General features: G+C 59.9%; 22 protein-coding genes and 1 pseudogene. 12 read left to right on the forward strand and 11 right to left on the reverse strand.

Annotated elements, in window-relative coordinates; all coding sequences use genetic code 11:
- Nucleotides 1–3: 3 nt before the first annotated feature.
- The gene (gene prc, locus NV64_RS08260; RefSeq protein WP_056241975.1) at nt 4–2049 is read left to right on the forward strand and encodes a carboxy terminal-processing peptidase; all 2046 of its coding nucleotides are present in this window, start codon (nt 4–6) and stop codon (nt 2047–2049) included.
- 232 nt (nt 2050–2281) lie between these two features.
- On the forward strand, nt 2282–3163 hold the full coding sequence (gene htpX, locus NV64_RS08265; RefSeq protein ID WP_056241978.1) for a protease HtpX: 882 nt from the start codon (nt 2282–2284) through the stop codon (nt 3161–3163).
- 51 nt (nt 3164–3214) lie between these two features.
- Here the strand turns inward: htpX and NV64_RS08270 are convergent, their stop codons facing one another.
- Together NV64_RS08270 and NV64_RS08275 are read right to left on the reverse strand one after the other, a co-directional pair.
- Nucleotides 3215–4582 (reverse strand): MFS transporter, encoded by a 1368-nt coding sequence (locus NV64_RS08270; protein WP_056241981.1) that lies wholly within the window; start codon nt 4580–4582, stop codon nt 3215–3217.
- Nucleotides 4583–4741: 159 nt separating this feature from the next.
- Nucleotides 4742–4978, reverse strand: coding sequence for a YobH family protein (locus tag NV64_RS08275; RefSeq protein WP_056241985.1), 237 nt, complete (start codon nt 4976–4978; stop codon nt 4742–4744).
- Between the two features lie 235 nt (nt 4979–5213).
- Between NV64_RS08275 and NV64_RS08280 the strand changes: the two genes are divergently transcribed.
- From NV64_RS08280 to rlmA, 5 genes and pseudogenes are all read left to right on the forward strand, one after another.
- The gene (locus NV64_RS08280) at nt 5214–5486 is read left to right on the forward strand and encodes a YebO family protein (RefSeq protein WP_056241989.1); all 273 of its coding nucleotides are present in this window, start codon (nt 5214–5216) and stop codon (nt 5484–5486) included.
- 23 nt (nt 5487–5509) lie between these two features.
- Nucleotides 5510–6514, forward strand: coding sequence for an MBL fold metallo-hydrolase (locus NV64_RS08285; protein ID WP_056241992.1), 1005 nt, complete (start codon nt 5510–5512; stop codon nt 6512–6514).
- Between the two features lie 539 nt (nt 6515–7053).
- A pseudogene (locus NV64_RS23980) lies at nt 7054–7190 on the forward strand (DUF2627 domain-containing protein); the annotation flags it as partial.
- A gap of 20 nt (nt 7191–7210) precedes the next feature.
- The gene (gene cspE, locus NV64_RS08295; protein ID WP_001062678.1) at nt 7211–7420 is read left to right on the forward strand and encodes a transcription antiterminator/RNA stability regulator CspE; all 210 of its coding nucleotides are present in this window, start codon (nt 7211–7213) and stop codon (nt 7418–7420) included.
- A gap of 166 nt (nt 7421–7586) precedes the next feature.
- On the forward strand, nt 7587–8504 hold the full coding sequence (gene rlmA / locus NV64_RS08300) for a 23S rRNA (guanine(745)-N(1))-methyltransferase (protein ID WP_056241997.1): 918 nt from the start codon (nt 7587–7589) through the stop codon (nt 8502–8504).
- A gap of 32 nt (nt 8505–8536) precedes the next feature.
- On the opposite strand, the gene NV64_RS08305 is transcribed toward rlmA, so the two are convergent.
- The 4 genes from NV64_RS08305 to manX all read right to left on the reverse strand — a co-directional run bounded on the left by NV64_RS08305 (nt 8537) and on the right by manX (nt 11753).
- Nucleotides 8537–9013, reverse strand: coding sequence for a DUF986 family protein (locus NV64_RS08305; RefSeq protein WP_056242001.1), 477 nt, complete (start codon nt 9011–9013; stop codon nt 8537–8539).
- Between the two features lie 63 nt (nt 9014–9076).
- Entirely contained in the window at nt 9077–9919 is an 843-nt protein-coding gene (locus NV64_RS08310; RefSeq protein WP_056242004.1) for a PTS mannose transporter subunit IID, read from the reverse strand.
- 13 nt (nt 9920–9932) lie between these two features.
- Nucleotides 9933–10733, reverse strand: a complete 801-nt coding sequence (locus NV64_RS08315) for a PTS mannose/fructose/sorbose transporter subunit IIC (protein ID WP_056242007.1) — start codon at nt 10731–10733, stop codon at nt 9933–9935.
- Between the two features lie 57 nt (nt 10734–10790).
- Entirely contained in the window at nt 10791–11753 is a 963-nt protein-coding gene (manX, locus tag NV64_RS08320) for a PTS mannose transporter subunit IIAB (RefSeq protein WP_056242010.1), read from the reverse strand.
- A gap of 500 nt (nt 11754–12253) precedes the next feature.
- Between manX and NV64_RS08325 the strand changes: the two genes are divergently transcribed.
- Nucleotides 12254–13819 carry a TerC family protein gene (locus NV64_RS08325; protein WP_056242014.1) on the forward strand — a complete coding sequence of 522 codons (1566 nt, stop codon included), beginning with the start codon at nt 12254–12256 and terminating at the stop codon, nt 13817–13819.
- A 151-nt stretch (nt 13820–13970) separates the two neighbouring features.
- Here the strand turns inward: NV64_RS08325 and NV64_RS08330 are convergent, their stop codons facing one another.
- From NV64_RS08330 to pabB, 4 genes are all read right to left on the reverse strand, one after another.
- On the reverse strand, nt 13971–15548 hold the full coding sequence (locus tag NV64_RS08330) for an EAL domain-containing protein (protein ID WP_101505724.1): 1578 nt from the start codon (nt 15546–15548) through the stop codon (nt 13971–13973).
- Nucleotides 15549–15785: 237 nt separating this feature from the next.
- Nucleotides 15786–17150, reverse strand: coding sequence for an L-serine ammonia-lyase (locus tag NV64_RS08335; protein WP_101505725.1), 1365 nt, complete (start codon nt 17148–17150; stop codon nt 15786–15788).
- Nucleotides 17151–17318: 168 nt separating this feature from the next.
- Complete coding sequence (locus tag NV64_RS08340) at nt 17319–17903, reverse strand: CoA pyrophosphatase (RefSeq protein WP_101505726.1); 585 nt, start codon at nt 17901–17903, stop codon at nt 17319–17321.
- A complete protein-coding gene (gene pabB, locus NV64_RS08345) occupies nt 17893–19272 on the reverse strand; it encodes an aminodeoxychorismate synthase component 1 (protein ID WP_101505727.1) in 1380 nt (459 codons plus the stop codon). Before pabB ends, NV64_RS08340 begins: the two co-directional genes overlap by 11 nt.
- 114 nt (nt 19273–19386) lie before the next feature.
- Between pabB and NV64_RS08350 the strand changes: the two genes are divergently transcribed.
- Complete coding sequence (locus tag NV64_RS08350; RefSeq protein ID WP_056242029.1) at nt 19387–19626, forward strand: YoaH family protein; 240 nt, start codon at nt 19387–19389, stop codon at nt 19624–19626.
- Nucleotides 19627–19736: 110 nt separating this feature from the next.
- On the opposite strand, the gene NV64_RS08355 is transcribed toward NV64_RS08350, so the two are convergent.
- Nucleotides 19737–20081, reverse strand: coding sequence for a RidA family protein (locus NV64_RS08355; RefSeq protein WP_056242032.1), 345 nt, complete (start codon nt 20079–20081; stop codon nt 19737–19739).
- A gap of 234 nt (nt 20082–20315) precedes the next feature.
- Between NV64_RS08355 and NV64_RS08360 the strand changes: the two genes are divergently transcribed.
- The 3 genes from NV64_RS08360 to NV64_RS08370 all read left to right on the forward strand — a co-directional run bounded on the left by NV64_RS08360 (nt 20316) and on the right by NV64_RS08370 (nt 23643).
- Nucleotides 20316–22226 carry an ATP-dependent DNA helicase gene (locus tag NV64_RS08360; protein WP_056242035.1) on the forward strand — a complete coding sequence of 637 codons (1911 nt, stop codon included), beginning with the start codon at nt 20316–20318 and terminating at the stop codon, nt 22224–22226.
- A 56-nt stretch (nt 22227–22282) separates the two neighbouring features.
- Nucleotides 22283–22984, forward strand: coding sequence for a tRNA (adenosine(37)-N6)-threonylcarbamoyltransferase complex dimerization subunit type 1 TsaB (gene tsaB, locus NV64_RS08365; protein ID WP_056242038.1), 702 nt, complete (start codon nt 22283–22285; stop codon nt 22982–22984).
- A 65-nt stretch (nt 22985–23049) separates the two neighbouring features.
- Entirely contained in the window at nt 23050–23643 is a 594-nt protein-coding gene (locus NV64_RS08370; protein WP_056242041.1) for a Slp/YeaY family lipoprotein, read from the forward strand.
- Nucleotides 23644–23681: the final 38 nt, after the last annotated feature.

Below are 23681 nucleotides of genomic sequence, written 5' to 3' on the forward strand. Positions count from 1 at the left end.
GGCATGAACACTCTTTTTAAAAGCACCATCATTGCGGGCCTGCTGATTGCAGGCAACGTATTCGCCGCTGACAATATCACGCGCGCCGATCAGATCCCCCAGCTGCATCAGGAAGCGCAACATGCCACCGTCAGTGAGCGCGTTACGTCGCGTTTTACCCGTTCGCACTACCGTCAGTTCGATCTTGACCAGAATTTCTCTGCCAAAATCTTTGACCGTTACCTGAACCTGCTCGACTACAGCCACAACGTGCTGATGGCTTCCGACGTTGACCAGTTTGCGGCGAAAAAAACCACGCTGGGCGACGAGTTCAAAACCGGGCAGCTGAATGTCTTTTACGACCTGTACAACCTGACGCAGAAGCGCCGCTTCGAGCGTTACCAGTACGCGTTGTCTGTCCTGAATAAGCCGATGAACTTTACCGGCAACGACACCATCGATATTGACCGTAAAAATGCCCCGTGGCCGAAGAACAGCGATGAGCTGAACGCGTTGTGGGATGCCAAGGTCAAATATGATGAGCTGAGTCTTAAACTGACCGGCAAAGATGAAAAAGAGATCCGCGAGGTTCTCACCAAACGTTACCAGTTTGCCATCCGCCGCCTGGCGCAGAGCAACAGCGAAGACGTATTCCAGCTGGCGATGACCGCCTTTGCGCACGAAATTGATCCGCACACCAACTACCTGTCACCGCGAAACACCGAGCAGTTCAACACCGAAATGAGCCTCTCCCTGGAGGGTATCGGTGCCGTATTGCAGATGGATGACGATTACACGGTAATCAACTCGATGGTCGCCGGTGGTCCGGCTGCCAAGAGTAAGGCGATCACCGTTGGCGATCGTATCGTTGGCGTTGGCCAGCCCGGCAAGCCGGTAGTGGATGTGATCGGCTGGCGTCTGGATGACGTCGTCGCGCAGATCAAAGGGCCGAAGGGCAGTAAAGTGCGGCTGGAGATCCTGCCTGCCGGTAAAGGCACCAAGACCCGCACCATTACCCTGACCCGCGAGAAGATCCGCCTGGAAGACCGTGCGGTGAAGATGACCGTGCACAACGTCGGTAAAGAGAAGGTCGGCGTGCTGGATATTCCGGGCTTTTACGTCGGGCTGACCGATGACGTGAAGGTGCAACTGCAGAAGCTGCAGAAGCAGAACGTCGACAGCATCGTTATCGACCTGCGCACCAACGGCGGCGGGGCGCTGACCGAAGCGGTCTCCCTCTCCGGCCTGTTTATCCCGGGTGGCCCGGTGGTGCAGGTGCGTGACAATATTGGCAAGATCCGCGAGGACAGCGACACCGACGGTGTGACCTACTATAAAGGTCCGCTGGTGGTGCTGGTTGACCGCTTCAGCGCCTCGGCGTCTGAGATCTTTGCCGCCGCGATGCAGGACTATGGCCGAGCGCTGATCGTCGGTGAGCCGACCTTCGGTAAAGGCACCGTTCAGCAGTATCGTTCGCTGAACCGTATCTACGATCAGATGCTGCGTCCGGAGTGGCCGGCGCTGGGTTCCGTGCAGTACACCATTCAGAAGTTCTACCGTATTAACGGCGGCAGCACCCAGCGTGAAGGGGTTACCCCGGACCTGCTGATGCCAACCGGCGTTGAAGCGGTGGAAACCGGTGAGAAGTTTGAGGATAACGCCCTGCCGTGGGACAGCATTAGCGCGGCGACCTACACCAAAACCGGTGAGCTGAAATCGCTGGAGCCGCAGCTGATCAAAGAACATCAGGATCGTATCGCGAAAGATGCTGAGTTCCAGTACATCATCAAGGATATCGCCCGCTTTAACGCCACCAAAGACAAGCGTAATATCATTTCGCTTAACCTGGCCGAGCGTGAAAAAGAGAACCGGGAAGATGACGCGCTGCGCCTGGAGCGCATCAACGCCCGGCTGAAGGCGGACGGCAAGAAGCCGCTGGCTAAGCTGGACGACCTGCCGAAAGACTATAAAGAGCCGGACCCGTATCTGGATGAAACGGTCAAAATTGCCAATGACCTGGCCCAGCTGGATAAACAGCAACCTGCAGCCACCCCCGCTGCGGTGAAGTAAGCGAAAGGGCACAGCGCAGGCTGTGCCTTTTTTATTCTGCCCCCCGCATTGATGCGCCGTATCGCCTTCACTGAAAAAAGTAATAAAAAATGTAAAGTTATGTCTTTTTAAACACTTAAAGGTTAAGAGTGCTTGAAAAGCACCGGGATGACCTTACGATGTGAAGGAGGACTATACCGGCGGCTTAACGATGCGGGTATACCGAGTGACTAACTGAGGATAGAGAAATTTTATGATGCGTATTGCGCTTTTCCTGTTAACTAACCTGGGTGTGATGGTGGTGTTCGGCCTGATCCTCAGCCTGACAGGGATCCAGTCAAGCAGTGTGATGGGCCTGATGATTATGGCGGGTCTGTTTGGCTTCGGCGGTGCGTTCGTCTCACTGCTGATGTCAAAATGGATGGCGCTGCGTTCCGTTGGCGGTGAAGTGATTGAGCAGCCACGTAATGAGACCGAGCGCTGGCTGATGGACACCGTCGCCCGCCAGGCGCAGCAGGCCGGCATTGCCATGCCGCAGGTGGCGATTTACCACGCGCCGGACATTAACGCCTTTGCCACCGGCGCGCGCCGTGACAAATCGCTGGTGGCGGTCTCCACCGGCCTGCTGCAGAACATGAGCCGTGACGAAGCGGAAGCGGTGATGGCGCACGAAATCAGCCATATCGCTAACGGCGATATGGTGACCATGACCCTGATTCAGGGCATCGTGAACACCTTCGTGATCTTTATTTCGCGCATTCTGGCACAGCTGGCGGCGGGCTTTATGTCCGGCAACCGCGATGGTGAAGAGAACAGCAACGGTAACCCGCTGGTCTACTTTGCCGTGTCGATGGTGCTGGAGCTGGTGTTCGGTATCGTGGCAAGTATTATCACCATGTGGTTCTCGCGCCATCGCGAATTCCATGCGGATGCCGGTGCAGCGCGTCTGGCCGGTCGTGAGAAGATGATTGCCGCGCTGCAGCGCCTGAAAACCAGCTACGAGCCGCAGGAAGCCAGCAGCATGATGGCGCTGTGCATCAACGGCAAGTCGAAGTCGATGAGCGAGCTGTTTATGTCGCACCCGCCGCTGGATAAGCGTATCGAAGCGCTGCGCAGCGGTGAGTACCTGAAATAGTCCGCCGGAAGTACGGGTGAAGATAAAAAACCGGGCATCCGCCCGGTTTTTTTATGCGTGAAGCGGCCTGATGCGCAGCGCGCTGAACACCATGGCGAGGCTGGCAAAGCCGCCGGCCAGCAGCAGGGCGTAGTGGCTGCCGCCGGTGGAGAACAGGTTAAACAGCAGGGCCACCAGCGCGGCACCGCTGCTCTGCCCCAGCAGGCGGGCGGTGCCGAGCATGCCGCTGGCGCCGCCGCTGCGGTGGCGGGGCGCGGACGAGATAATGGTGTGGTTGTTCGGCGACTGGAACAGGCCGAAACCGGCACCGCACAGCATCATCCGCCAGATGATATCGAGGTCCGTCGGCATCGCCGGCAGCAGCGCCAGCGCAAACAGCCCGCCGGCAAACATCGCCAGCCCGACCGCGCCGAGCAGCCCGGCGTGCACCTTCTCAATCAGTCGTCCGGCGATCGGTGCCATCACCATGGTCGCCAGCGGCCAGGGGGTCAGCAGCAACCCGGTCGCCACTTCACTCTTCTGCAGCACGCCCTGCAACATAAACGGCAGCGAGACCATCGCCAGCATCTGTGCGCAGAACGAGCATACCGAGGTGCAGAGCGACATGGCAAAAATCGGGATGCGCAGCAGGTCAACCGGCAGCAGCGGCACGCTCATCGTCAGCTGGCGGCGGATAAACAGCGTGCCGACCGCCAGCAGCCCCACCAGCTCAGCCAGCAGCAGCCGGCCGTCCACCCCCTGTGCAAAGCCGCTGAGCAGCGACAGCAGCAGGCCGAAGGTTAGCGCGTTCATGATGCCGCTCAGCAGGTCGAAACGTTGCCCTTGGCTTTTTTGCGCGTTAGCGGGCAGGAAACGCAGCGCGAGCCACAGTGCCGGCATACCGATAGGGATATTGATCAGGAACAGCCACTGCCAGGAGGCCACCGACAGCACCGCCGCCGCCACCGTTGGCCCGGCCGCGACGGAGACGGCAACGATCAGCGAATTGATGCCCATGCCGCGGCCCAGGTGGCGCTGCGGATAGATGATGCGGATCAGCGCGGTGTTGACGCTCATCAGCGCGGCCGCGCCAAACCCCTGCAAAACGCGGGCGAAAGTCAGCATGCCCAGCGAGTCTGAGAGTGCACAGAACAGCGAGGTGGCGGTAAACAGTACCAGGCCGCACTGATAGACGCGCCGGTAACCGACCATATCGCCGAGGTAGGAGAGCGACAGCAGCGAAATGATAATCGCCAGCTGGTAGGCATTAACGATCCAGATCGACTCCGCCGGGCTGGCGTTCAGCTCGCGGGAAATGGTCGGCAGCGCCACGTTGGCGATTGCGCCGTCGAGCACGGCGACGGTAATACCCAGCGCGATCGCCAGGATCGCGCCGTAGCGCTGCGGTAACGGCAGGCCGTCAGTAACAGAAGAGGACATAGTGAAGTGCAGGCTAAGAGAAGAATGTAAGCATGCTAAGGGTTTTTACGATTTCTACCAATCTGTAAATGAGATAAGAATTGCAAGAATGTTTGTTATACGCCACGCCCTGTGAAGACATAGCGGGCTGGCGGGCCGCCGGCAAGGCGGCCCGTCCGGTTAGTTATCCACCACTTCGCTGCTTTTGCGCAACAGCGGGCAGTCGGTGACGCCGACGATGCCGCTGTCAGTGTGCAGATACTGCGCCACCACCATCCCACGGGCGGTCAGATACTGGCACTGCAGGCCCAGGCCCGCGACGTTTTTGGTACTGCCGGTCAGAACGCCGTAACCGGTAAACAGCATCGCCAGCCAGATAATCACCAGCAGCGCGACCAGACGCGTTAAGATTTTCATCCTGTCCCCTTATTATTGTCTGTTGAACTGTGTGCGGGCCGTGACTGCCGGCCCGGTGATCAGCATGACCTGAATCTGGCCTGGTGGCACTCAGAGGATGCTGAATCTGTGGCGGTTTTCCGCCGCACGCCGGTAAATTTTTGTGAGGAAACTATCAATTATCGCGGTTGTGAGTAGAATCACTGCCGCAGCGCTGCCGGGCATGATGGCAGCCATTACTCCCTCAGAGGTTTGTATGAACGAAACAATGAACGGCGCGTTCAGCATCGCGTCGGCCTGTATTGGAGCCGCCCTGACGATCGTCGGGCTGGTGGTCTGGTTTTATGTTAACCGCGCCAGCGTGCGGGCCAATCAGCAGATCCAGCTGCTGGAGCAACTGCTGGAAGAACAAAAGCAACAAAACGCGCTGTTGCGCCGGCTGAGTGACAAAGTGGTGGGTAACGAGCCGGCGGCGCAGGAAGAGCAGAGCGCTGAAAAAGATTTTATCCGTATGATCCCTGAACGCTGAGCCGCTGGAGTTAACTAACCGCAATGGCCTGGAATAATCCCTGGTACGATCCCTCACTGGCCCACCACACTCCGGAAGGCTTCTGTAACCCTGAACCCGATCTGCGCCAGCCCGGTGACCTGCGGCGCTGGCAGCGCGAGCGCAAAGCCCAGGGGCTGCCGCTGCCGCCGGCGCAGGGCTACCCGCAGTTTACGGCGCAGTGGTGGCAGCCGGCCGACCTCAGCGGCAACGATGACCGGGTGTGGTGGTTAGGCCACGCCTGTCTGATGCTGCGCACCGGCGGCAAGATCACGCTGATTGACCCGGCGCTCTCCCTGCGAGCGTCACCGCTGCGTTTTTACGGGCCGCAACGGAAAACCCCGGCTGCGCTTGCGATCGCCGATTTGCCGCGCGTCGACTGCGTATTGATCTCGCACAATCACTACGATCACCTGGACCTGCCAACCATTAAGGCGATTATCAAACGCTTCCCGCAGACCGAGTTCGTGGTGCCGCTGGGGCTGGCCCGCTGGTTCCGCAAGCGCGGCGCGCGGCGCGTGACCGAGCTGGACTGGTGGCAGTTTACCTGCATCGGCGGGCTGCGGGTGCATGCGGTGCCCGCCCGGCACTGGAGCATGCGCACGCTGTGGGATCGTAACCGCTCGCTGTGGTGTGGCTGGGTGGTGCAGTACCAGGCGCTGAACTTCTGGTTCAGCGGCGACAGCGGCTATTCGGAGAATCTGCTGGAGATCCCGCGGAGGCTCGGGCCATTTAACCTGGCCGCGCTGCCGGTCGGGGCCTATGCACCAGAATGGTTCATGCAAGGGCAGCATATGGATCCGCAGCAGGCCGTCTCGCTGTATGGCGATCTCGGTCAACCGCTCACCGTTCCTATCCACTGGGGCGTATTTGAGCTGGCCGACGAGTCGCTGGATGCCCCGCCACAGGTGTTGTCAGATGCGCTGCAGGCGTCCGGCATGGACGGTGAGCGCTTCGCCGCCTGGCGGATTGGCGAAAGCCGCGGGCTGGCTAATATCTGTCAAGAGTAATGCTACAGTATTTTCTTATATCTAATGCCGAAAATGAGAGCAGCATCTAATTATGCGCTAATAATTGAACCAGAAGGGAACATCTATTCTACGCGGCCTTTGCGATTAAATGGGGCAGAGTGGAAGGATTTTCCTTTTTTTGGTGCAGCGTATTTATTCAGCAAATATTCATTGTGCATACATTCAGGAAAAAATCTTATAAGGCAATGGTTTATCCTGAGGGGGGCGCTCCGGTGGAATTAGGGTATCGCGTTGTCATCAGCAGGCAACAATCACAGCATAAAGTAGAGCCCTGGCGGTGAGGGCAGGTTTTTTGTGCTGCCCTGTCATCGACGCGCTCACCAGACGGGGCGCACGTCGGCGTAACATTTGAGCACTAAGTGTACGGTTTGTTTGCATGATAATTACCCTGAATGTGCACTTTATCGCAGCTATTGTTTCAAATCTGTGCGAAGCCGCAAGTTGAGTTAAAAATAACTTGCCATTAATTGGCGAATATGTGATAAACCAAATGGGTAAAACGAGGTACAATCCTGTTTATGTGTGGCATCTTCAGTAAAGAAGTTCTGAGTAAAGACGTTGACGTTGAATACCGCTTCCTTGCCGAGCCTTAATTAATGCCTCATGCAGTAATGTCTCTGGTTTTTCTGTACGGTTATGCCCACGGGCGAAAAAACACTCTAAGGAATTTGCAAAATGGCAAAGATTAAAGGTCAGGTTAAGTGGTTCAACGAGTCTAAAGGTTTTGGTTTCATTACTCCTGCTGACGGCAGCAAAGACGTGTTCGTACACTTCTCTGCAATCCAGGGTAACGGCTTCAAAACTCTGGCCGAAGGCCAGAACGTTGAGTTCGAAATTCAGGACGGCCAGAAAGGCCCTGCTGCTGTGAACGTCACCGCAATCTAATTTTCGATCTGAGCCTGATGCGCGCCCGGTGCGTGATGAAGGCTGAAATCTGAATGCTAAAGCCCGGTCAGCGATGACCGGGCTTTTTTGTTGCCTGCAAGATTTGGCTGCCCCTGCCAGCAGATTTGCAGTAGACTGCCGCCGTCATTTTCCCCGGAGAGTCTTTATGTCGTATCAGTGCCCCCTCTGCCAGCAGCCGCTGACCTTTGAGCAGCGCAGCTGGCGCTGTGCCAACCAGCATCAGTTCGATCGTGCGAAGGAGGGGTATGTCAATCTGCTACCGGTACAACATAAACGCTCACGCCAGCCTGGCGACAATGCGGAGATGATGCAGGCGCGGCGTGATTTCCTCGACGCCGGTCACTATCAACCGCTGCAGCAGCAGGTGTGCGATCTGCTGGCCGGCATCCTGCCGTCGGGCGCGGCGAAGGTGCTTGATATCGGCTGTGGGGAAGGGTACTACACCCAGGCGGTGGCCAGCCGGCTGCAGGCGCAGGGTGAGGCGGTAGTCTGGGGGCTGGACGTGGCGAAGATCGCCGTACGCTCCGGGGCTAAACGCTATCACAACGTTGAGTTTTGCGTTGCGTCAAGCCACCGGCTGCCGTTTGCCGAGGCGCAGTTTGACGCGGTGCTGCGCATCTATGCCCCCTGCAAGGCCGAAGAGCTGGCGCGGGTGGTGAAACCGGGCGGCTACGTGCTGACCGTCACCCCCGGCCCGCGACATCTGATTCAGTTTAAAGCGCTGATTTACCAGGACGTACAGCTGCACGACACCACACCGGAGCAGATGCCCGGTTTCAGCCTGCAGCAGGAGCAGTCGCTCAGCTACCCGATGACGCTGAACAGTGAGGAGTCGGCCGCGTTGCTGCAGATGACGCCATTCGCATGGCGGGCGCGCCCGGAAGTGTGGGGCATTCTGGCCACCACCGACGCTTTTGCCTGCGAGGCCGACTTCACCCTGCGCCTGTGGCAGCGGGCGGCCGGGGCACTGCCGGTGGCCGAGCTGGCCCGGGAGCAGGACGCTGAGGGGCAGCAGGATGCTCAGGAACAGCAGAAGCAGCAGGAAGATCGGGAACAGCAATAAAAGCGACGGCCTGAACTACCTGATGCACCGTGTCAGAGGGGCTGACCTTCCTGGCTGCTGGTCAGCATAAACCGGTAGATGGTCTCCAGATCGTCGAGCTGACGCACGTGGATCAGCAGGCGTCTTTTTTCCAGCGTAATCACCAGCACGCCGTCTTCCGACAGGTTGATGGCGCTGATGCGCTCATTGCGGATAAAGACGTTGGCGTAAAAAAAGCCCTGGTCTTTAAACAGCAGTTTTGGAGCGCGGATCCAGAACAGCCAGATGGCAAGTACCGCCAGCGCCATCAGTAGCAGCAGGGTCAACTGCGGTCCGGCGTTACTCAGGTTCTGCCAGATCAGGATCGCCAGCAGGCCGAGAAAGATCAGGCTGTCCAGCTTGCTGCGGCGCTGCAGTAAAATTTTGAGCCGGGTGGGGCCGTGCCGTAGCGGCATCACCAGTTCGTCGTAAAGACCATAAAGCAGAATCAGCAGGATAAAGACCAGTAATACAACGTCAGTCAGTGACATAACCACCTCCATAATAAGGGCCGGCAAAAGCCGGCCCGATGACAGCATACTCTGACGGCGCGCTTATACGCCCAGCAGGCCCACCCAGTAACCAAAGATACCAATCACAAAGAAGCCGATGATGATCCACAGCGGGTTGACCTTACGGCGCAGCAGCCACATACAGCCGAAGGTCAGCAGCAGCGGGATCAGCCCCGGCATCAGCTGATCGAGAATTGACTGGACGGTGGTGACGGTGGTTTTGCCGGTCTGGTCGGTTATGCGCGAGACCACCAGCGGCACGTCAACGTGGGTCCATTTGTTAACCAGCGCCCCCATCACAAACAGGCCGAGAATCGACGCTCCTTCCGTCAGTTTCTGCAGGAAGCCGCCGCCCATATCGTTAACGATATCCACCCCTTTACGATAGCCGTAAGCCACGCCGTAATAACGCACCAGCAGACGTACCAGGTTAAACAGCACGAAGAACAGCAGCGGCCCCAGCAGACTGCCGCTCATGGCAATCCCGGCCCCCAGCGCGGCAAACACCGGCCGCACGGTGCCCCAGAAGATCGGGTCACCGACCCCGGCCAGCGGCCCCATCAGGCCAACCTTGATGCCGTTGATCGCCGCGTCGTCGATCGCCGCGCCGTTGGCACGCTGCTCTTCCATCGCCATGGTGACACCGAGCACCGGGGCGGCCACGTAAGGATGGGTGTTAAAGAACTCCAGATGGCGTTTGATCGCCTGTTTACGCTCGTCGTTGTTCTCCGGGTAGAGGCGTCTGATCACCGGTACCATCGAGTAGCAGAAGCCCAGCGCCTGCATACGTTCAAAGTTCCACGATCCCTGGAACAGGTTAGAGCGCAGAAACACGCTGCGGACGTCGCCCGGCGTCAGTTTTTTTGGCGTTGTGATGTCACTCATTGTTCACCGCTCCTTAATCGAGTTCGTTGTCGAGGTCGTTATGAACCGGAGAGGCGGACTGCGCACCGGCAACACGGTTATATTTCGGTGCCAGCTGGATGTACAGAATCGCCATCACCACGCCAATCACCCCCAGCGCCACCAGGTTAAAGCTGGTAAAGGCGGCGGTGACGAACCCCAGGTAGAAGAACGGCATCAGATAGCCGGCACGCATCATGTTGATCACCATCGCGTAACCGACCACCACGATCATCCCACCGGCGATATTCAGGCCGTTGGTCACCACATCAGGAATGGCGTTAAGCATCTCCTGCACGGCGTGGGTGCCGACGGAAACCGCCACGATCAGCGCCGGAATGGCGATACGCATCGCCTGCAGCACCAGCGCCGAGACGTGGATCCACGAAATAGCGCTGAGGTTGCCTTTCTCCGCCGCTTTATCCGCCGCGTGCTGGAAGGCCACGGTAACGGTACGCACGATGATGGTCAGCACCTGGCCCGCCGCGGCCAGCGGGATCGCCAGCGCAATACCCGCGCCAACGCTCTGCCCACCGGCGATAACCAGAATGGTGGAGATAATTGACGCCAGCGCGGCATCCGGTGCCACCGCGGCACCGATATTCATCCAGCCCAGCGCAATCATCTCCAGCGTACCGCCGATAATAATCCCGGTTTTCATATCGCCGAGCACGATACCGATCAACGTACAGGCCACCAGCGGCCGGTGAAACTGAAATTCATCGAGGATTGACCCCATGCCCGCAATACAGGCGACGATAAATATCAGCACAATTTGTAGCGTGGTAATCTCCATCACACTTCTCCTCTGGATTGCCAGAACGGCGCGGCTACGCGCGCCCGGCAGCACCGGTTACGGATTGAGTTTGGCCAGTAAATCCATCATTTTCAGCCGCGGGTCGCCGGACACCTTACGCACTTCCAGCTCAATACCCCGCGCGTGCAGTTTTTTAAACGCGGCGATGTCTTTCTCGTCTACCGAAACGGCATTGTTCACCTGGGTTTTGCCCTGGCGAAAAGCCATGCCGCCAATATTGACCGTGGTGATCGCCACGCCCTGTTCCACCAGGCGCTCGACGTCGGTCGGATTGGTGAACAGCAGCATCACTTTTTCACCGGCGTATTTCGGGTTATCCCACACGCGGATCATTTTTGCTACGTCGACCACGTGGGCGGTGACGCCGGGCGGTGCCACCTGGGTGAGCAGCGTTTTGCGCACGTGGTCGGCGGCCACCTCGTCACTGACCACGATAATGCGGCTGACGTTGGTCTCTTTGGTCCAGCGGGTGGCAACCTGGCCGTGGATCAGGCGATCGTCAATGCGCGCCAGGCCAATCTTCATCCGCTCACCGGGTTGCAGGGGGGCCGCCGGGGCAGTGGTGGCATTTGGGGCGGGGCGCTTAACGACGGCTTCCGCCGCCGGGGCCTTCAGCGCTTTTACGCCTTCGCGGCCGGTTTCCACCGCCAGCGCCACCAGTTCGTCGAAGGTCGGGTTGTCATCCCGCGCCATCAGCACTTCCACCAGCATCGGGATATTCACCCCGGCCACCACGTCGTGCAGGGCCTGATCCACCACCAGCCGGCTGGCGGCGTTAAACGGGCTGCCGCCCCAGGTGTCCACCAGGAACAACACCCCCTGAGCGGTATCCAGCTGGCTCAGTCGTTGTTGATACTTCTCAATCAGCGTTTCCGCGTTCTCACCGGGAACAAAGTCGATCCAGCCAACGTTGTCCTGTTCTCCCAGCAACATTTCGGCGGTTTTCAGCAGTTGTTCCGCTGCCCAGCCGTGTGTGCCAATTACAATCGCAATAGTCACTTGCACCCTCCTTTCCGGTTGGCGACGACCCCTGGAGTCAGGGCCGCATCAGATTTTCTGTCTTTTTCAGCTTGCTAGCCTGTCCTTCTGTAGAACGGTGATCGGTTGATTATTCAGCATAGCTAACCAAAGCCAGCAATACCGGGATTTATTTTAGTAGGTGAAAAAATAAATTATGTGACCTTGCTCAGTAATTTAGAGGCTTTATGCGCACAATACCGCCGTGGTCGACCTGCATTGACAATGGTTTACCCGGTGCGGGTGATAAAAGATTTGACCGGCCGTTTTCTGCTGCTAAAGTAAGGATCCTTTTTCAAACAGGAGTAACGGGCCTCAGCCCTCCCCATGGACTGTCACCGAAGTCGTTTAATCATGCCGCCGGGCTCTACGGATCTGCTTATCTCTGCCGACACCACCCTGTCGTTTACCCCAGTTAATGCCTGCTGCACGCTCATGCGAACGTCTGCTGCGTCTTCCTGTACCTTTTTCCGGAGTCTGTCATGGAATTTCTCTTAGACCCCTCAATCTGGGTAGGTCTTCTCACGCTGATCGTACTGGAGATCGTGCTCGGTATTGATAACCTGGTGTTTATCGCCATCCTTGCCGACAAGCTGCCGCCTAAGCAGCGTGACAAAGCGCGACTGATCGGACTCTCGCTGGCGCTGATAATGCGCCTGGGCCTGCTGTCGCTGATCTCATGGATCGTGACGCTCACCACGCCGCTGTTCAGCGTGGGCAGCCTGACCTTCTCCGGCCGCGATCTGATCCTGTTGCTGGGGGGGCTGTTCCTGCTGTTCAAGGCGACGATGGAGCTTCATGAACGGCTGGAAAACCGCGATAGCCACGGCGGGGGTAACAAAGGTTATGCCAGTTTCTGGGCGGTGGTGGTGCAGATCGTGATCCTCGATGCCGTCTTCTCGCTGGACGCGGTGATTACCGCCGTAGGCATGGTGAATAACCTGGCCGTGATGATGACCGCCGTGGTGATCGCCATGGGCGTGATGCTGCTGGCCTCAAAGCCGCTGACCCGCTTCGTCAACGCGCATCCTACCGTGGTGGTACTGTGCCTCAGCTTCCTGCTGATGATCGGCCTCAGCCTGATGGCGGAAGGCTTCGGTTTCCACATTCCGAAAGGCTACCTGTACGCGGCGATTGGCTTCTCGGTGCTGATTGAGCTGTTTAACCAGATTGCGCGGCGTAACTTTGTACGCCACCAGGCGCACCGGCCGATGCGTGAACGTACCGCAGAGGCGATTCAGCGTCTGATGGGCGGCCGTCGCCAGAGCGAAAACCACAGCAGCGAGAGCAGCGAAGTCTCTGCCGCGCTGCCGCAGGAAGCGTTTAAAGACGAAGAGCGTTACATGATTAACGGCGTGCTGACCCTGGCCTCGCGCTCGGTGCGCAGCATTATGACCCCGCGCGGCAATATCTCGTGGGTGGATGCCAGCCGTCCGGCGGATGAGATCCGTATTCAGCTGCTCGACACCCCGCACAGCCTGTTCCCGGTGTGCCGCGGCGAGTTGGATGAGGTGATCGGCGTGGTGCGGGCGAAAGAGCTGCTGGTGGCGCTGGATCACGGCGTGGACGTGGCCACCTTCGCGGCGGCGACCCCGCCGATTATCGTGCCTGATACTCTTGACCCGCTGAACCTGCTGGGCGTGCTGCGCCGTGCCAAGGGCAGCTTTGTGGTGGTCACCAGCGAATTTGGCGTGGTACAGGGGCTGATTACGCCGCTGGACGTGCTGGAAGCGATCGCCGGTGAGTTCCCGGACGAGGATGAAACCCCGGATATTATCGCCGACGGCGACGGCTGGCTGGTGAAGGGCGGTACCGACCTGCACTCCCTGCAGCAGTTGCTGGATACCGACGTGCTGGTGAAACCGGAAGATGACCACGCTTCGCTGGCGGGCCTGCTGATTGCACAGAAAGGTCAGCTGCCGCAGCCGGGCGAGGTGATTGAGATGGCGCCGCTAAGCTTCCAGATTATTGAAGCCACCGACTATCGTGTCGATCTGGTCAGGGTGACCCGCCAGCGCGATGAGCACGAAGGCGAGCACGACGAGTAATCTGCCCGCGTTGCGGGAAATAAAAAGGCCGGGTTATTGACCCGGCCTTTTCTTTATCCTTCACGCTGTCATTCTGTCATTCTGTCATTCTGTCATTCTGTCATTCTGTCATTCTGTCATTCTGTCATTCTGTCATTCTGTCACTAAGCAGCTAAGCAGCTAAGCAGCTAAGCAGCACACCAGCCCCGCAACTCACCAGCCAGTCCGGAATATCTGCCAGCGGCATCGGGCGGGCGTAGAAATAACCCTGCAGCACGTCGACGCCGCGTTCGCGCAGATACTCAGCCTGCTCCGCGGTTTCCACCCCTTCGGCCACCAGGCTGATGTTCAGCCGCTGGGCGAGAGAAATCACCATATCGGTTACGGTGGCGTTAATGGCGTCGGTGCCGATGGCGGCGGTGAACACCTTATCAATTTTGAGAATATCCGGGCTGAGGGTCTTCAGGTAGGAGAGCGAGCTGTGACCGGTGCCAAAATCATCGATCGCCAGCTGCACGCCGATTTCGTGCAGGTGTGACACCACCCGCTGATCGACCACCGGCAGCGAGTCGCGCTCGGTCAGCTCGACGATCAGCTGCGGTTTTGGATTGGCCGGCCACCACAGGCTCTGCAGGTCGTCGATAATTGCTTTGTCATGGAAGTGGCTGGCGGCAACGTTGATGGCGATATGGAAGCTGTTGCGGGCAGGTAAGGAGGGCAGGTGGCGCACCGCTTCACCGATCACAAAGCGGGTCAGCGGCGCAATCAGATTCTGCCGCTCGGCCAGCGGGATAAACACGTCAGGCGGGATCCACCCCTGGCGCGGGTTGTGCCAGCGCAGCAGCAGTTCGATACCGTCGCAGGCCCCGGTGCGGGCGTTGATCAGCGGCTGGGCATAGACCATAAATTCGCGGGCGGTGATGCCGTAGCTGATCTGCCAGGAGAGGCTCATACGGTTAGCGGTGGCCAGCCAGACGATGTAGCCCATCAGCATGCTGAGCAGCAGCGCCAGCGGCAGCTGCGAAGGCACGGTGACCAGCGCCAGCCGGGCCGGTGACGGGCCAAACAGGGTAATGGTGAACGGATAACGCAACGAGGCCTGCTCTACGCTGACCTCGTCTTCTGAGGGAACCGCCTCTTCGATCATCGGGTTGCCGTACTCAAGGCTCTTGCCGGCGACCTTAAAAATCGCCCTTTCAACCCACGGCAGCGTCGGTTCCAGCAGGTAGTTGGTCATCAGCTCAATGTTCACCACCTGCATAATGCCTGAGCGGTTATCCAGCGAGCGCGGCGTCCACAGCAGCAGCACCGGCGATCCTTTCAGCAGGTCCTGATCCACCGCCAGCTTCATGCGCTGATTATTGACCGCCAGTTCCGGATAGGTATCGCTGAAGGGGATGCTGACGCTGCCGTAGATACTTGAGCAGTAGATGCGGTCGTCATCGACCAGCAGCACCGAACGAACGGTCTGCAGCATCGCCAGTTTTTCAACCAGCGGGAAACGCACCTGTTCGCAGCTTAATCCGACCAGGCCGAGGGTGTTATTAGCTGCAACGTCAAGCGGCGAGAACATACGGTCAAAGCGTTGAATGGCGTTGTAAGCAAAGGTGCGTGACTGCTGCTCGATTCGACCTTTCTCTTCCATATAGCGCAGAGAGAGGGTGAGAATAAGCACCAATGCGGCAACAACCGCAGCGATAAGAAATCGCTTACGGCGAAACTGTCCTAAAACTTCCTGGGACATTTGCATCAGTAACCACCCTCAGAGCAAGACGCGTATACAGAGACCGAATAACTGTTATCGGCCAGTGAGACATTAAGTTTAGTAGTGCTGAAGAGAAAAGCTGAGTGGCAGTAAAACAGGCACTTACTCTCACAAAACACGCGCAGACACTCTAGCCGTTTCCCGGATTGGGAGATAGCGGGTAGCGGAAGTTTTTTTACAAAACAACAAAAAAAACGCCACCGTTGCGGTGGCGTTTTCGGGTCAGTCACACTGGACTTTAATGGCCAGCCCGCCACGCGAGGTTTCGCGATATTTGGCGTTCATGTCTTTACCGGTTTCGTACATGGTCTCAATGACTTTATCCAGCGAAACACGGGCTTCGCTGGTACGGCGCATCGCCATTCGCGCGGAGTTGATCGCCTTCACCGAGGCAATCGCGTTGCGCTCAATGCACGGCACCTGCACCTGGCCCGCTACCGGGTCGCAGGTCAGGCCGAGGTTATGCTCCATGCCGATCTCTGCCGCCACGCACACCTGCTCCGGGCTGGCTCCCAGCAGCTCGGCAAGGCCCGCGGCCGCCATCGAACAGGCCACGCCCACTTCGCCCTGGCAGCCGACTTCGGCACCGGAGATTGACGCATTCATCTTATAAAGGATGCCGATCGCGCCGCAGGCCATAAAGTAACGTACGAAAACATCGGTCGTCACCGGCTGAATAAAGTGGTCATAGTAGGCCAGCACCGCCGGCACGATGCCACAGGCGCCGTTAGTCGGTGCGGTGACTACCCGGCCACCGGCGGCGTTCTCTTCGTTGACCGCCAGCGCGAACATGTTCACCCAGTCAATCACGTTCATCGGGTCGCTGGAGAGTTTGTCCGACGAAACCAGCAGGCGGCGCAGCGCCGAGGCACGACGCGGAACGCGCAGCGGGCCGGGCAGTACGCCTTCGGTGTTCAGGCCGCGATCGATACAGTCGCGCATGGTCTGCCAGACGGCGGCGAAGTAGCCTTCGATCTCTTCGCGGGTGTGCAGCGCCAGCTCGTTTTTCATCACCATGCCGGAGAGCGACATGCCGTTCTGCTGGCAGTGGCCCAGCATCTCTTTAGCCGAGTGGAACGGGTAGGGCACCGACACCGTGCTCAGCGTAGATTTACCGTAGTTCTCTTCATCAACGATAAAACCACCGCCGACCGAATAGTAGGTCTTGCTGTAGATTTTCAGTTCGCCGGCGTAAGCGTGGATGCTCATGCCGTTTTCATGCAGTGAGAGGTTATCGCTACGGAACACCATGCCGCCTTCGCGCGGGAAGTCGACCTCGTGGGCACCGTTGGCCAGCAGCAGGCGCTGGCGTGCTTCCACGTCACGGATAAAGCCGGGAATGCTGTCGATATCCACGGTATCCGGCATCGCGCCGGAGAGGCCCATAATGATGGCGATATCGGTGTGGTGGCCCTTCCCGGTCAGTGACAGGGAGCCATAGACGTCGACGGCGATCCGCGTAACCGAGGACAGCTGGCGGTTGTTGACCAAATCGTCGACAAACTGTTTGCCGGCTTTCATTGGGCCAACCGTGTGCGAACTGGACGGGCCAATGCCGATCTTAAACATGTCGAAAACGCTAATCACGTTAAACGCTCCTTAGGGGTATTGATACGCTGTGACCTGGTGTACTCACAAAATTGGGTGAAATATAAATGAAAACCCACAGACTTGCAGTGATTTGGATCGCCATACGGCAACAAAGCAGTTAAATATAATGGAAAGACGCGATTCTGACCGACATATGTTACTATTTTAACCGCTTTGCGCCGTTTTTGCCACCTGCAGGCTCAGCTGGCGGATGATACCGGCGGTCATACCCCAGATAAAGTAGTCGTCGAACCATGACAGCCAGACGCGCTGGTCGCTGCCGTTGCGGATGAAGTCGAACGGCGAGTAGCGCCCGGTGCGCAGCGCCTCCTCCAGCGGCATCTCAAAAACAGACTCCACTTCGCCGGCGTTCGGCTGCCAGGCGATACCCGGCGACACGATGCCGAGCACCGGGGTGACGGCAAAGCCGGTGCTGCTGGTCACCGGCGGCAGCACGCCGACCACCCGGACCGCCGAAGCGGGCAGCGCCACCTCCTCTTCGGCTTCCCGCAGCGCGGTCATCACCAGCGAGCTGTCGCTGCTGTCGCGCATGCCGCCGGGAAAAGCCACCTGGCCGGCGTGTTTACGCAGGCTGGCGGCGCGGCGGGTCAGCAGCAGGGTCGGTGACGGATGCGCCACCACCGGCACCAGTACCGCGGCCTGGCGCAGCGGCCGCAGCGGCGCGGCTTTGTGCGGCGGCTGCAGCACAAAGCGCGCCAGAAAGCGCTCCAGCGGCAGGTTAGCGTTCATCGTGCGCCTCCTCGTCATCGCCGGTCAGGCGGGGCAAAATGCGTCTCACCTTGTCGAAGGTCTCCTGGTACTCGGCGGCTTCCTCGCTGTCGGCAACGATGCCGCCGCCGGCGGCACAGTAAAGGCTACCCGCTTCGGCAATCAGCGTGCGAATAGTGATGCTGCTGTCCATCCGCCCGCACAGGCTGAGGTAGCCGATGCTGCCGCACCAGGCGTTACGCCGCTGCGGCTCAAGTTCCTCAATGATCTGCATCGCCCGCACCTTGGGCGCGCCGGTGATCGAGCCTCCAGGGAAGCAGGCGCGCAGCAGATCGCAGGCGCTCAGCTGCGGCTGCAGGGTGGCAGTAATGGTGCTGACCAGATGGTGCACGGCCGGGAACGGCTCCACCACAAACAGCTCAGGCACCTTAACGCTGCCGGGCGTCGCCACCCGGCCGATGTCGTTACGCAGCAGATCGACGATCATCAGGTTTTCGCTGCGGTCTTTTGGCGAGCGGGCGAGCCGTTCGGCCTGCAGGCGATCGGCGGCGGCATCGTCCAGCCGGGGCAGGGTGCCCTTGATCGGCCGGGTTTCGATTTCGCCCTGCTCCAGGCGGATAAAACGCTCCGGCGAAAGGCTGAGCACCGCGCTGTCGGCAAGACGGATAAAGGCGCTGAACGGCGCGCGGTTTGCGGCGCACAGCCGGCGGAAGGCCTGCCATTCGTTACCGCGGTACGGGGCGGTGAAGCGCTGTGCCAGGTTAACCTGATAACAGTCGCCGGCCAGCAGCCACTGCTGGATCTGGCGGAATTTATCGCCGTACTCTTCGCGCGACATATTCGACTGCCAGTCGCCGGTCAGGCGAAAATCCTCAACGGCCGGGGCCTGCTGCACCTGCAGCCAGTCGAGGCGCGCTTGCAGATCGCCGTGCACCACCAGCGTCAGCGCCTGCCGATGGTGATCGGCAATCAGCGCCCAGTCGTAGATGCCCACCGCCATATCCGGCGTGGTCAGCTGCGCCGTCGCCTGTTGCGGCAGCGTTTCAAAGCGGCGGCCGAGATCGTAGCCGAACAGGCCGAGCGCGCCGCCCTGGAACGGCAGATCCTCGCGCCAGTCGGCGGTCAGCCCGCAGGCGCCCAGCTGCTGCTGCAGCAACAGCAGCGGATCCTCACCGGAGACCTGCTGCCGGTCGCCGTCGGCGATGGTCGTGCTGTCGCCGCGGGTGGTCAGGGTGATGCGCGGCTCGGCGACCAGGATATCGAAACGGTTGTCGGCGTGCTCGGCAAATCCGGAGTGCAGCAGCATCGCCCACGGCAGATGGGCAAGACGGGCAAACAGCAGCCCGGCGGCGTCGGGCGTATAGGGAAGCGCATGATAAACAGGTAACATGAGATTTCAGCAGGGTGATCGGTTACAGGGCTGCCAGCCTGGCATATTTTTCTGCCGCTGGCATCTCTTTGTCAGCCGTGGAATAATCCGCCGGGCAAATTAACAGGAGTCATTATGTTTTCAGGTTTACCCGCGCTCAGCTATGAGCAGCAACAGCAGGCCGTCGAGCGCATTCAGGAACTGATGGCGCAGGGGATGAGCAGTGGCCAGGCGATCGGTCTGGTGGCGGCGGAGATCCGCAGCACCCACACCGGCGGCCACGTTGCGGTGATGTTCGACGACGATGAAGAGGACTATGTCGCCGATCCAGACCGTGACGATAAAGACGACGAAGACGAAGACGACCAGTACTGAATCATTATCATTGCTCCGGATCGGGGTGCCGGCCTGCCGCACCTGGCCGATCCGCACCAAGACGAGGGCGCGCGTAGCGCCGCTGCCCCCGCCCCGACTGTGCGCCGGTGTTACTTCGCGGCGATCACTTTGATCTCAACCAGATACTGCGGGTGCATCAGATTAGCCTGCACCGTACAGCGCACCGGCGCGTTGCCCGGTGATACCCACGCATCCCACGCCCGGTTCATGGCGGCGAAGTCCTCTTTGTTCACCAGGAAAATGGTCGCATCCAGAATGCGGCTCTTATCGGATCCGGCGCGCGCCAGGATGCGGTCGATCACCGCCAGCGCGTTGGCGGTCTGGGCTTCCGCGTCGGCGTCGAGGTTTTCCGGCACGCTGGTGTAGTAAATGGTGTCGTTATGAATGACGGCTTCCGACATGCGGTGCTCGGGGTCGAGACGTTCAATGGTCATGTGCTGCTCCTTTTGCAGAATGCGAAACCGCGCTAGCCTGGCATAAAGGGCCGGTTGCTGTCACGCCGCATTGCAACGCGGTGGCAGGGTGTGCAGACGCACTACGGGCATTTTTCCCCCTTTGCTGCCCGCAGGCGGTAGCCCATCCCCCGCAGGGCCGGTGCCGCCTGCTTTTGCATCAGTCGGGCAATACTGACATAATCCACAGTAGTTTTTAGTAGCCGGTGAGGTAATGTGGCAGACGATTTTGCAGTAGACGGCGCGCTGGCGAAGGCGATTCCCGGCTTTAAACCGCGTGAGCCGCAGCGGCTGATGGCCGCTGCCGTTGAGCGGGCGATTGACGGTCGCCACGAGCTGGTGGTGGAAGCGGGGACCGGGACCGGCAAAACTTACGCCTACCTGGCTCCGGCGCTGCGCGCCGGCAAAAAAGTGATCGTTTCCACCGGTTCCAAGGCGCTGCAGGATCAGCTCTACAGCCGTGACCTGCCCACCGTGGCAAAGGCGCTGAAGTTTAAAGGGCAGCTGGCGTTGCTGAAAGGGCGCTCCAACTACCTCTGCCTGGAACGGCTGGAGCAGCAGTCGCTGGCCGGCGGCGATCTGGCGGTGCAGGCGATGAGCGACCTCGTACACCTGCGCGGCTGGTCAAATGAAACCGTCGAAGGCGACATCAGCACCTGCGGTGGCGTGGCGGAAGACAGCCCGATCTGGCCGCTGGTGACCAGCACCAACGATAACTGCCTTGGCAGCGACTGCCCGCAGTATAAAGAGTGCTTTGTGGTTAAGGCGCGCCGTAAGGCGATGGAGGCCGACGTGATCGTGGTCAACCATCACCTGTTCCTCGCCGATATGGTGGTTAAGGAGAGCGGCTTTGCCGAACTGATCCCCGAGGCTGACGTGATGATCTTCGATGAAGCCCATCAGGTACCGGACATTGCCAGCCAGTATTTTGGTCAGCAGCTCTCCAGCCGCCAGCTGCTGGACCTCGCCAAAGACATCACCATTGCTTACCGCACCGAAGTGCGTGACGTGCAGCAGCTGCAGAAATCCGCTGACCGGCTGGCGCAGGCGGCTGCTGATTTCCGCCTGGCGCTGGGCGATCCCGGCTTTCGCGGTAACCTGCGCGATCTGCTGGCGGATAAAAACATTCAGCGCGCGCTGCTGCTGCTGGACGATGCGCTGGAGCTCTGTTACGACGTGGCTAAACTGTCGCTGGGCCGCTCGGCGCTGCTCGACGCGGCCTTTGAGCGCGCGGCGCTCTACCGTGGCCGGCTTAAGCGGCTGAAACAGGTTGACCAGCCGGGCTTCAGCTACTGGTACGAATGTAACGCCCGCCACTTTATTCTGGCGCTGACCCCGCTCTCCGTCTCCGAACGCTTCCGTGAGGTGATGGACGAGCGCCCGGCCAGCTGGATCTTCACCTCGGCCACCCTGGCGGTCAACGGCCAGATGGGGCACTTCGTCGAGCGGCTGGGCGTTGGCGAGGCCGAGACGCTGATCCTCGACAGCCCGTTTGACTACGCGCAGCAGGCGCTGCTGTGCGTGCCGCGTAACCTGCCGGTGCCCAACCAGCCGGGTGGCGCACGGCTGCTGGCGCGCACGCTACGCCCGCTGATCGAGGCCAACGGCGGGCGCTGCTTCTTTCTCTGTACCTCGCATCAGGTGATGCGCGAGGTGGCTGCGGAGTTTCGCGCCACCCTGACGCTGCCGGTGCTGCTGCAGGGGGAGACCAGCAAAGGCCAGCTGCTGCATCAGTTCGTCAGCCTGGGTAACGCGCTGCTGGTGGCCACCAGCAGCTTCTGGGAAGGGGTGGACGTGCGCGGCGACGTGCTGTCGCTGGTGATCATTGACAAGCTGCCGTTCACCTCACCGGACGATCCGCTGCTGAAGGCGCGCATGGAAGACTGTAAGCTGCGCGGCGGCGAGCCTTTTGACGACGTGCAGCTGCCGGATGCGGTGATCACCCTGAAGCAGGGGGTGGGGCGGCTGATCCGCGACGTCTCCGATCGCGGCGTGCTGGTGATCTGCGACGGGCGGCTGGTGATGCGCCCGTACGGTGCGGTGTTTTTAAACAGCCTGCCGCCGGCGCCGCGCACCCGCGATCTGGCCCGCGCCATCGACTTTCTTAAACCGCTGACGCAGCAGTAATTCACCGCGCGCTATGCTATCATGCGCGCCGAAAAATTTTATCCCCAGAGGTTGCGATGTCCACGCGAATTTTAGCCATTGATACCGCCACGGAAGCCTGCTCGGTTGCGTTGCTCAACGGCCAGCAGCAGCTGGCGCATTTTGAACTCTGCGCCCGCGAACATACCCAGCGCATTCTGCCGCTGGTGCAGCAGATCCTGCAGCAGGGTGAACTGCAGCTGCAGCAGCTTGACGCGCTGGCGTTTGGCCGCGGGCCGGGCAGCTTTACCGGCGTACGCATTGGAATAGGTATCGCGCAGGGGCTGGCGCTGGGTGCCGGGCTGCCGCTGGTGGGTGTCTCCACGCTGAAAACCATGGCCGAGAGCGCCTGGCGGCTGCACGGGGCAACCCGGGTGCTGGTGGCGATCGACGCCCGCATGGGGGAAGTCTACTGGGCGGAATATCAGCGCGATGCGCACGGCGTCTGGCAGGGTGAGCAGAGTGAAGCGGTGTTGAAACCGGAGGCCGCCGCGGCGCGGATGGCGGCGCTGGAGGGTGACTGGGCCTGCGCCGGTACCGGCTGGAAGGCCTGGCCGCAGCTGGCAGAGGCCAGCCCGCTGACGCTGACGATGAGTTCGGTAGAGCTGCCGTGCGCGCAGGATATGCTGCCGCTGGCCGTACAGGCGCTGGCCGCGGGCCTGAGCGTAGCACCGGAACACGCCGAGCCGACCTATCTGCGCAATGAAGTGGCGTGGAAAAAATTACCGGGCCGCGACTAACGTTACGGCAACTATTTGCAGCGCGTGCAGTCAAAAGAGTGATGTTATCAGGGGAGAACAACATAATGCGTAGAACCGCTCTTTTACCCGGCAGCCTGCTGCTGGCGGCCGCGCTGCTGCTGGCCGGCTGCGTCAGCGTGCCGGATTCGATCAAAGGTTCGTCGCCGGTGCCGCAGCAGGACCTGGCCCGCGTGCTGGGCGCGCCGCAGCTGTTTACCGGCCAGGAGTCGCGCTTCGGCGGCAAGGTGGTCAACGTGCTCAACCAGACCGGTAAAACCCGGCTGGAGATCGCCGCCATGCCGCTGGATGAGGGGGCCCGTCCGCGTCTGGGGTCCGCCTCGATCGGCCGCATTTATGCCGACATTAACGGCTTTGTCGATCCGGTCGATTTCCGCGACCAGATGGTGACGGTGGTCGGCCCGATCAAAGGCACCGAAAAGGGCAGCATCAACGGCGCGTCCTATAACTTTGTGGTGGTTAACGTTAGCGGCTACCAGCGCTGGCACCGGGTGCAGCAGATTGTTTCACCACCGGCACCGATCGACCCGTGGATCTGGTACGGACCGGGCTATCGCCACCGTGGCGGCTACTGGGGGCCACCACCGGCCTTCTATTACAATACCGGCCCTTCCCAGGTACAGACCATTCTGACCGAATAGGCGGCCTGTGCGGACTGATTCACGGCATATCCGCTGTG

Origin of the sequence: Erwinia sp. B116 (assembly GCF_002865965.1) — a bacterium.
Taxonomy (GTDB): domain Bacteria; phylum Pseudomonadota; class Gammaproteobacteria; order Enterobacterales; family Enterobacteriaceae; genus Erwinia.

Coding starts and splice junctions, on each gene's coding strand:
- NV64_RS08355 (WP_056242032.1), bottom strand. CDS start 20,081: ATGACCATTGAACGTCTCGACCCCGAGCACCGCATGTCGGAAGCCGTC.
- NV64_RS08280 (WP_056241989.1), top strand. CDS start 5,214: ATGAACGAAACAATGAACGGCGCGTTCAGCATCGCGTCGGCCTGTATT.
- NV64_RS08350 (WP_056242029.1), top strand. CDS start 19,387: ATGTTTTCAGGTTTACCCGCGCTCAGCTATGAGCAGCAACAGCAGGCC.
- NV64_RS08270 (WP_056241981.1), bottom strand. CDS start 4,582: ATGTCCTCTTCTGTTACTGACGGCCTGCCGTTACCGCAGCGCTACGGC.
- pabB (WP_101505727.1), bottom strand. CDS start 19,272: ATGTTACCTGTTTATCATGCGCTTCCCTATACGCCCGACGCCGCCGGG.
- NV64_RS08310 (WP_056242004.1), bottom strand. CDS start 9,919: ATGAGTGACATCACAACGCCAAAAAAACTGACGCCGGGCGACGTCCGC.
- NV64_RS08305 (WP_056242001.1), bottom strand. CDS start 9,013: ATGTCACTGACTGACGTTGTATTACTGGTCTTTATCCTGCTGATTCTG.
- cspE (WP_001062678.1), top strand. CDS start 7,211: ATGGCAAAGATTAAAGGTCAGGTTAAGTGGTTCAACGAGTCTAAAGGT.
- NV64_RS08340 (WP_101505726.1), bottom strand. CDS start 17,903: ATGAACGCTAACCTGCCGCTGGAGCGCTTTCTGGCGCGCTTTGTGCTG.
- tsaB (WP_056242038.1), top strand. CDS start 22,283: ATGTCCACGCGAATTTTAGCCATTGATACCGCCACGGAAGCCTGCTCG.
- NV64_RS08370 (WP_056242041.1), top strand. CDS start 23,050: ATGCGTAGAACCGCTCTTTTACCCGGCAGCCTGCTGCTGGCGGCCGCG.
- NV64_RS08330 (WP_101505724.1), bottom strand. CDS start 15,548: ATGCAAATGTCCCAGGAAGTTTTAGGACAGTTTCGCCGTAAGCGATTT.
- prc (WP_056241975.1), top strand. CDS start 4: ATGAACACTCTTTTTAAAAGCACCATCATTGCGGGCCTGCTGATTGCA.
- NV64_RS08315 (WP_056242007.1), bottom strand. CDS start 10,733: ATGGAGATTACCACGCTACAAATTGTGCTGATATTTATCGTCGCCTGT.
- NV64_RS08325 (WP_056242014.1), top strand. CDS start 12,254: ATGGAATTTCTCTTAGACCCCTCAATCTGGGTAGGTCTTCTCACGCTG.
- htpX (WP_056241978.1), top strand. CDS start 2,282: ATGATGCGTATTGCGCTTTTCCTGTTAACTAACCTGGGTGTGATGGTG.
- NV64_RS08275 (WP_056241985.1), bottom strand. CDS start 4,978: ATGAAAATCTTAACGCGTCTGGTCGCGCTGCTGGTGATTATCTGGCTG.
- rlmA (WP_056241997.1), top strand. CDS start 7,587: ATGTCGTATCAGTGCCCCCTCTGCCAGCAGCCGCTGACCTTTGAGCAG.
- NV64_RS08285 (WP_056241992.1), top strand. CDS start 5,510: ATGGCCTGGAATAATCCCTGGTACGATCCCTCACTGGCCCACCACACT.